The sequence below is a fragment of the Hyphomonas beringensis genome (assembly GCF_000682755.1).
GTDB lineage: Bacteria > Pseudomonadota > Alphaproteobacteria > Caulobacterales > Hyphomonadaceae > Hyphomonas > Hyphomonas beringensis.
This window is the reverse complement of the sequence record NZ_AWFF01000082.1, coordinates 1-1491: the sequence shown is the minus strand read 5'-3', so window position 1 is coordinate 1491 and position 1491 is coordinate 1. Positions and strand designations below refer to the sequence as shown.

The following is a 1491-nucleotide window of genomic DNA, read 5'->3' as shown; positions in this document are numbered from 1 at the left end:
CATCGTCGGAATGATGAAGGCCTGGTCGCCGATATCGCCTTCCGGCCAGCGCTGGGTGATCGTCTTGATCTTCGTCCAGAACCGCACGCCTTCCGGGCCATGCTGGTTCGTATCGCCGAAGGCCGAGCGTTTCCAGCCTCCGAAGGTGTGATAGGAGACCGGCACCGGGATCGGCACGTTCACGCCGACCATGCCGACATTGACCTGCGCCGCAAACTCACGCGCCGCGCGGCCATTGCTCGTGAAGATCGCGCAGCCATTGCCATACTGGTGATTGGAAGGCAGCGCCGCGGCTTCTTCCAGAGACTCCGCGCGCACGACCTGCAGCACCGGGCCGAAGATCTCTTCCTTGTAGGACTGCATCGTCGGTTTCACATTGTCGAACAGGCTCGGCCCGACAAAGTATCCGCCCTCGCTGCCCTGCAGGGTCAGGCCCCGGCCGTCGAGCTTCAGGTCTGCGCCCTCGTCCACACCCATCTGGATGTAGCTTTCCACTTTTGCCTTGTGCGCCGCAGAGACGACCGGGCCATAATGCGCGTCCGGGTCGGTCGAGACACCGACCTTCAGCGCCTTGGCGGCGTCCAGCATGCGCTCGACAAACTCGTCGCCCGTCTTCTTGCCCACGGTGACCGCCACCGGCAGCGCCATGCAGCGTTCGCCCGCCGAGCCATAGGCCGCGCCGACAATGTCCTTCACCGCCTGCTCCAGATTGGCGTCCGGCATGATGATGCCGTGGTTCTTCGCGCCGCCCATGGCCTGCACACGCTTGCCGTGCGCCGTGCCGGTGGCATAGACATATTGTGCGATGTCGGACGATCCGACGAAGCTGACAGCCTTGATGTCCGGATGTTTCAGAATGGCATCGACAACCACTTTGTCGCCGTTCACCACGTTCAGCACGCCTTCCGGCGCCCCGGCCTCAAGGAACAGTTCCGCCAGGCGCATCGGCACCGACGGGTCTTTCTCCGACGGCTTCAGGATGAAGGTGTTGCCGCAAGCGATCGCCACAGCGGCCATCCAGCACGGGATCATGGCGGGAAAGTTGAACGGCGTGATGCCGGCCACAACGCCCAAAGGCTGGCGCATGGAATAAACATCGATGCCGGGGCCTGCGCCCTCAGTATACTCGCCCTTCTGCAGGTGCGGGATGCCACAGGCAAACTCCACCACGTCAATGCCGCGCTGCACATCGCCCTTGGAGTCGGCGACCACTTTGCCATGCTCGGAGGAGAGCAGCTCGGCCAGCTCGTCGATATTGGCTTCCAGCAGGCGCTTGAACTCGAACATCACGCGCGCCCGGCGCTGAGGGTTCGTCATCGACCAGGCCGGGAAAGCCGCCGCGGCATTCGCCACCGCATCGCCGAGTTCCGCATCGGTCGCCAGGGAAACACGCGCCTGCACCTCTCCGGTGTTCGGATTATAGATGTCGCCGAACCGGCCGGATGTCCCTGAAAAAGACTGTCCGCCAATGAAGTGATGCACTTCGCGCAT

At 63.3% G+C, this 1491-nt stretch carries 1 protein-coding gene; it reads right to left on the bottom strand.

The genetic code is table 11. The features are described 5' to 3' along the window. Positions 1 to 1491, bottom strand: a 1491-nt coding sequence (locus tag HY29_RS16165) for a CoA-acylating methylmalonate-semialdehyde dehydrogenase (protein ID WP_034798889.1), incomplete at both ends; no start/stop codon positions are given.